Below are 6,450 nucleotides of genomic sequence, written 5' to 3'. Positions count from 1 at the left end.
GGCGCACCCACGCGTCCGCGACCGCTATCCCGCGCTGTCCCAGGCCCTGCTCGCGGGCGCGTCCGGACAGCTGCGCAACGCGGCGACCACGGGTGCCTGCGCGTGCGGCCCGTCGGCGTTTCCGTGCGCATACTGATGAGGCCGCAGAGGGTGTCGTACTAGGAGTTACGGAGTGACGGAGGCTCAGGACCGGAAGCCGCGGTCGGACGAGGCCAGGGGCGGTTTCGCCGCTCCCGGGGCGGACAACGAGTCGCAGACGACGTCCGAGTTCGCGCTCCCCCGGGGGCTCGCCGTGGCCAAGGCGGGCACGGAGTCGGAGACGACGTCGGAGTTCGCCGTCCCGGACGGCCTCGACGTCCCGCAGTCCCCCGCGGGCGATTTTGAGGGGTCGGCTTTCAGCCTGCCGCGCACCTACAGCTCCCAGCAGGCTCCGCCCGCGTTCACCCCGGCGGGCGGTGTGCCCAGGGTCAGTCTGATGAAGGACGTGCCCTGGCAGGACCGGATGCGCACGATGCTGCGGATGCCGGTGACCGAGCGGCCCGCGCCGGAGTTGGTGCGGAAGGCCGAGGAGGAGGGCCCGGCCGTCCCGCGCGTGCTGGACCTGACGCTGCGCATCGGCGAGCTGCTGCTGGCGGGCGGCGAGGGCGCGGAGGACGTCGAGGCGGCGATGTTCGCGGTCTGCCGCTCCTACGGCCTCGACCGGTGCGAGCCGACCGTGACCTTCACCCTGCTGTCGATCTCGTACCAGCCGTCCCTGGTGGACGACCCGGTGACGGCGTCACGGACCGTGCGCCGCCGGGCCACCGACTACACCCGCCTCGCGGCCGTCTTCCAGCTGGTGGACGACCTCAGCGACCCGGAGACCCAGACCTCCCTGGAGGAGTCCTACCGGCGGCTCGCGGAGATCCGCCGCAACCGGCATCCGTACCCCACCTGGGTGCTGACCGCGGCGAGCGGGCTGCTGGCGGGCGCGGCCTCCGTGCTCGTCGGCGGTGACCTGGTCGTGTTCGTCGCGGCCGCGCTCGGCGCGATGCTCGGCGACCGGCTGGCCTGGCTCAGCGCGGGGCGCGGGCTGCCGGAGTTCTACCAGTTCACGGTGGCCGCGATGCCGCCGGCCGCGATCGGCATCGCGCTGACGCTGGCGCACGTCGACGTGAAGGCGTCCGCGGTGGTCACCGGTGGGCTGTTCGCGCTGCTGCCGGGGCGGGCGCTGGTGGCGGGCGTGCAGGACGGGCTGACCGGCTTCTACATCACCGCGGCGGCTCGGCTGCTGGAGGTCATGTACTTCTTCGTCGGCATCGTCACCGGCGTGCTGTTGATGCTGTACGTCGGGGTGCAGCTGGGCGCCCACCTCAACCCCGACGCGGCCCTCGGCAGCGCGCACCGGCCGCTGTGGCAGATCGGCGCCTCGATGCTGCTGTCGCTGACCTTCGCGGTGCTCTTGCAGCAGGAGCGGTCCACGGTGCTGGCGGTGACGCTGAACGGGGGCGTCGCCTGGACGGTGTACGGCGCGATGCGCTACACCGGCGACATCTCACCGGTCGCTTCCACGGCCGTCGCGGCTGGCCTGGTCGGCCTGTTCGGGCAACTGCTGTCCCGCTACCGGTTCGCGTCCGCGCTGCCCTACACGACCGCGGCGATCGGGCCCCTGCTGCCGGGCTCGGCCACCTACTTCGGGCTGCTGGCGATCGCGCAGAACGAGGTCGACAAGGGCCTGGTGTCGCTCACCAAGGCGGCGGCCCTGGCGATGGCCATCGCCATCGGGGTGAACCTCGGGTCGGAGATCTCGCGGCTGTTCCTGCGGGTGCCGGGCGGCTCCGCCGGGGGCCGGCGGGCCGCGAAGCGGACGCGCGGCTTCTGACCGGCGCACACCGACGCCCCTGGCAGGGCGGGCCGGTCAGTAACCCTCGTTGTCGTACGGGTACTGCTGCTGGTTCTGCTGGTGGGGGTTCGGGTTCTGCTGCGAGCCGTACGGCTGCTGGTTGTGGCCCTGCGGCGCGCCGTACGGCCGCTGGTTGTGGCCCTGCTGCGAGCCGTACTGCTGGTTCTGGTTCGGCTGCGAGCCGTACTGCTGGTTCTGGTTCTGCTGCGAGCCGTACGGCTGTTGACCGTAGCCCTGCGGGTACTGCTGCGGGGCGGGCTGCTGCTGGGGGGCCTGCCCGTAGTACTCGTCGTAGCCGTACTGCTGCCGGCCCTGGTCGCCGTGGTTGCCCTGGTCGCCGTACTGCTGCTGGTGCTGGTCGGCGGACGGGACGCGGCGCAGCTGGGTCGTCGCGTCGTTGATCGCGGGCTGCTGCCAGGCGGACGGGTCGTGGCCGTCGGACCGCTCGGACTGCCGGTCGGGAGCGGCGGGCGAGCCCGCGTTCCTCTTGTTCTTGGAGCGCGCGCGCAGGAACTCGATGGCGATCGGGATCACCGAGACCAGGACGATCAGGATCAGGATCGCCTCGATGTTCTTGTTGACGAAGTCGATCTTGCCGAGCCAGGAGCCGAGCAGGGTGACGCCCGCGCCCCACAGGACGCCGCCGATGACGTTGAAGGTGAGGAACGAGCGGTACTTCATGCCGCTGACGCCCGCGATGATCGGCGTGAAGGTGCGCACGATCGGCACGAAGCGGGCCAGCACCAGCGACTTCGGGCCGTACTTCTCGAAGAACTCGTGCGCCTTGACGACGTTCTCCTGCTTGAACAGGCGCGAGTCCGGCCGGTTGAACAGCGACGGGCCGACCTTCTTGCCGAACATGTAGCCCGCCTGGTCGCCGAGGATCGCGGCGAAGCAGATGAGGGCGATCGCCGCCCACAGCGGGAAGTCCAGCTGCTTCGACGTGATCAGCAGACCGCAGGTGAACAGGAGCGAGTCACCGGGCAGGAAGAACCCGATGAGCAGGCCCGACTCCGCGAAGACGATGAGGAGCAGACCCCAGATGCCGAAGTTGTCCAGCAGGGTGTTGGGGTCCAGCCAGCTCGGTCCGAGGGCAAGCGTCGTCACGGTTCCGGGCTCCTGAGGGGGTGGAGGGAGGTTCGGCGGCCGGTTGCGGCCCTGTCAAAGCTATCAACGTGATGTGTCCGCCCCAGGTTCCACGGGTGTCTCCGGGATGCACTGTGAGCCCGCAGGGACAAGGCTGTGAACCATGGGCATCGAAGAATACGGCGGCGGTCAGGGCCCTCGGCCCGACGTCCTGGTCGTGACCACGAACGACGTACCGGGCCACCGCGTGCAGGAGGTCATCGGAGAGGTCTTCGGACTGACCGTGCGCTCCCGGCACCTCGGCAGCCAGATCGGCGCGGGCCTGAAGTCGATGGTCGGCGGTGAACTCAAGGGACTCACCAAGACACTCGTGCAGACCCGCAACCAGGCCATGGAGCGGCTCGTGGAGCAGGCACGCGTGCGCGGGGCGAACGCGGTCCTCATGTTCCGGTTCGACGTGACCGAGGCGGCCGACCTGGGCACGGAGGTGTGCGCGTACGGCACGGCGGTGGTCCTGGCCCGGGAGTGAGACCCCCGGGCCAGGGTGTTCACGCGCGCGTGCGGTGAGCCGCGTTCGCCTCGATCGCCTCCCTGAGGTGCTCGGCGAGGCCCGGCCGCACCGAGTCGTAGAACGCCTTGAAGCGCTCGTCGGAGACGTACATTCCGGCGAGGTTCCGGTGGAAGTCGTGGGAGCACTCGTAGAACCACGTGCGGATGTGCTGCCGGTGCTCCTCGGCCAGGTCCATGGCGGCCTCGCCGGTCGGCGGCTCACCGGCGGCCATCAGCGCGTCGTAACGGGCGCTCCAGTCGTCGACCTCGGCGTGCATGCGTTTCCAGTCGTCCTTGGTGTAGCGGGCCGCGCGGCGCTGCGACTCGGCGTACATGTCCGTGCCGCCCCAGCGCCGTTCGGCCTCCTCGGCGTACCGCTCGGGGTCCTTGTCTCCGAAGACCTCGAACCGTTCCTCGGGCGTGAGGTTGATGCCCATCCTGCGTGCCTCCATCGCCTGCTCCACGGCCGCCGCCATGCTGCGCAGTCGCTCGATCCGGGCGGTCAGCAGTTCGTGCTGCCGGCGCAGGTGCGCGCGCGGGTCCGCATCCGGGTCGTCGAGCAGCGCGGCGACCTCCTCGAGCGTGAAGCCGAGCTCCCGGTAGAACAGGATGCGCTGCAGCCGGTCGAGGTCGGCGTCGCTGTAGCGCCGGTGCCCCGCGTGGCTGCGCCCGCCCGGGGCGAGCAGGCCGATGTCGTCGTAGTGGTGCAGGGTGCGCACCGTGACTCCGGCGAATCCGGCCACCTGTCCCACGGAGTAGCTCACTTCCGCTCCCTTCTCGGTACGCCTCCACACTGCCTCCTCACGTCGCGTGAGGTGCAAGCGCGGCCACCCCCCGGTCCTGCCGCCGGAGGTGCCGCCGGGACTGGTGCCGGTGACCGTGCTGATGCTCACGGGCGGGCCGGGTCTCGGCCCGGAGAACCCGATCATCGCGGTGAACGTGGCCCTCGCCTTCCGGTTGGTGCGTCGGCTGATTCCCCGGATGCCGGGGCCGCTGTGGGTGATGCTGGCGGAGGCGGCGACGATCGGCTCGCTGTTCGGCACGCCGGTGGCGGTGGCGCCGGCGCTGTCCGAGGCGCTGGCCGGCCGGAAGGTCAGGAGGGCGCCGTGGGACAACGTGTTCGCGCCGCCGGCCGCGGCCGCGGCGGGTGCCATGACGGCCGGTCCGGTCGCCGAGCCGCCGTCCGACCCGTGTCCCGTCCGATCCTGCGAGGAGTCACTTCATGCCGCTTCACCAGGGGCCCCAGAAGCCCGACGAGCGCCCGATGTCCGTCAACCCCTTCTACGGCGACGCGAATCCGGTCAGCGGCATGACCGAGGCGCCGCCCCGGCACCGGCTCCCGGACGCGCCCCTGCCGCCCTCGACGGCGTACCAGCTGGTGCACGACGAGCTGATGCTGGACGGCAACTCACGCCTCAACCTCGCCACCTTCGTCACCACCTGGATGGAGCCGCAGGCCGGGGTCCTGATGAGTGAGTGCCGGGACAAGAACATGATCGACAAGGACGAGTACCCGCGCACCGCCGAGCTGGAGCGGCGCTGCGTGGCGATGCTCGCGGACCTGTGGAACGCGCCCGATCCGGCGACCGCCGTCGGCTGCTCGACGACCGGGTCGAGCGAGGCGTGCATGCTCGCCGGGCTGGCGCTCAAACGCAGGTGGGCGCAGCGCAACGCGGACCGCTACCCCGGGCGGGACGCCCGCCCGAACCTCGTCATGGGCGTCAACGTCCAGGTCTGCTGGGACAAGTTCTGCAACTTCTGGGAGGTCGAGGCGCGCCAGGTGCCGATGGAGGGCGACCGGTACAACCTCGATCCGGAGGCGGCGGCCGCGCTGTGCGACGAGAACACCATCGGGGTGGTGGGCATCCTCGGCTCGACCTTCGACGGTTCCTACGAGCCGATCGCGGACCTGTGCGCCGCGCTCGACCGGTTGCAGGAGCGGACGGGCCTCGACGTCCCCGTGCACGTCGACGGCGCGTCCGGCGCGATGGTCGCACCCTTCCTCGACGAGGACCTGGTGTGGGACTTCCGGCTCCCGCGCGTGGCGTCGATCAACACCTCGGGGCACAAGTACGGGCTGGTCTACCCGGGCGTCGGCTGGGCCTTGTGGCGGGACAAGGAGTCGCTGCCCGAGGAGCTGGTGTTCCGCGTCAACTACCTGGGCGGTGACATGCCGACGTTCGCGCTGAACTTCTCGCGCCCCGGCGCCCAGGTGGTCGCGCAGTACTACACGTTCCTGCGGCTGGGCCGCGAGGGGTTCAGGGCCGTGCAGCAGGCCACCCGGGACGTGGCCCGCAACGTCGCCGACCAGGTGGAGGCGCTCGGTGACTTCCGGCTGCTGACCCGGGGCGACCAGCTGCCAGTCTTCGCCTTCACGACGGCGCCGGGCGTGGAGGCGTACGACGTGTTCGACGTCTCCCGGCGGCTGCGGGAGCACGGCTGGCTGGTGCCCGCGTACACCTTCCCGCCCCACCGGGAGGACCTGTCCGTCCTGCGGGTCGTGTGCCGCAACGGCTTCTCCAGCGACCTGGCGGAGCTGTTCGTGGAGGACCTGGGCCGTCTGCTGCCCGAACTGCGCCGGCAGTCGCGTCCGGCGACGCGGGACAAGGAGGCGGCGACCGGGTTCCACCACTGAGCGCTCCGCCGGAGGGTCGAGGTGCGGCACGCCGGCGCGAGCGCCCCGCGTGCGCCACCCGCGGATGCGCACGGCCGGCCGTGCGGTGCCGCCCGCGCCTCGCGGGGTGCCGCGCCCGCCTCGCGGGGTGCCGCCCGCCTCGCAGGGTGCCGCCCGCCTCGCAGGGTGCCGCCCGCCTCGCGGGATGCCGCCCGCCGGACCGCCCTAGTACTGCAACGGTGCTTGTTCTGAGTGCTGGGCAGTTTTCAGGGGCTGTGTCCACGTCGTTTGTAGTGACTCAGGCGGGCCTGATATTGGC

5 protein-coding genes and 1 pseudogene are annotated in these 6,450 nt (G+C 71.3%); 4 read left to right on the top strand and 2 right to left on the bottom strand.

Translation table 11 applies throughout. The annotated features are described in order from the left end of the window. The first annotated feature begins 172 nt into the window (after positions 1-172). On the top strand, positions 173-1,861 hold the full coding sequence (locus ABZT03_RS42550) for a threonine/serine exporter family protein (protein ID WP_356049476.1): 1,689 nt from the start codon (positions 173-175) through the stop codon (positions 1,859-1,861). Between the two features lie 36 nt (positions 1,862-1,897). Here the strand turns inward: ABZT03_RS42550 and ABZT03_RS42545 are convergent, their stop codons facing one another. Next, positions 1,898-2,989 carry a VTT domain-containing protein gene (locus ABZT03_RS42545; RefSeq protein ID WP_356049474.1) on the bottom strand — a complete coding sequence of 364 codons (1,092 nt, stop codon included), beginning with the start codon at positions 2,987-2,989 and terminating at the stop codon, positions 1,898-1,900. A 142-nt stretch (positions 2,990-3,131) separates the two neighbouring features. On the opposite strand from ABZT03_RS42545, the gene ABZT03_RS42540 reads away from it, so the two are divergent. After that, positions 3,132-3,497 (top strand): YbjQ family protein, encoded by a 366-nt coding sequence (locus ABZT03_RS42540; RefSeq protein ID WP_356049472.1) that lies wholly within the window; start codon positions 3,132-3,134, stop codon positions 3,495-3,497. A 19-nt stretch (positions 3,498-3,516) separates the two neighbouring features. Here the strand turns inward: ABZT03_RS42540 and ABZT03_RS42535 are convergent, their stop codons facing one another. Continuing rightward, complete coding sequence (locus tag ABZT03_RS42535; RefSeq protein ID WP_356049470.1) at positions 3,517-4,281, bottom strand: MerR family transcriptional regulator; 765 nt, start codon at positions 4,279-4,281, stop codon at positions 3,517-3,519. A gap of 70 nt (positions 4,282-4,351) precedes the next feature. Between ABZT03_RS42535 and ABZT03_RS42530 the strand changes: the two are divergent. Together ABZT03_RS42530 and ABZT03_RS42525 are read left to right on the top strand one after the other, a co-directional pair. Continuing rightward, positions 4,352-4,675 (top strand): annotated as a pseudogene (locus tag ABZT03_RS42530) (ion channel protein); the annotation flags it as partial. Between the two features lie 64 nt (positions 4,676-4,739). Further along, positions 4,740-6,152, top strand: a complete 1,413-nt coding sequence (locus tag ABZT03_RS42525) for a glutamate decarboxylase (protein WP_356049468.1) — start codon at positions 4,740-4,742, stop codon at positions 6,150-6,152. Positions 6,153-6,450 lie beyond the last annotated feature (298 nt).

The sequence above is a fragment of the Streptomyces sp. NPDC005574 genome (assembly GCF_040605435.1).
GTDB lineage: Bacteria > Actinomycetota > Actinomycetes > Streptomycetales > Streptomycetaceae > Streptomyces.
The sequence above is the reverse complement of the archived record's forward strand: the minus strand, read 5'-3'. Positions and strand labels throughout refer to the sequence as shown.

Excerpts from the sequence above, each read along its gene's own strand:
- ABZT03_RS42525 (WP_356049468.1), top strand. The coding sequence starts at position 4,740 with ATGCCGCTTCACCAGGGGCCCCAGAAGCCCGACGAGCGCCCGATGTCC.
- ABZT03_RS42540 (WP_356049472.1), top strand. The coding sequence starts at position 3,132 with ATGGGCATCGAAGAATACGGCGGCGGTCAGGGCCCTCGGCCCGACGTC.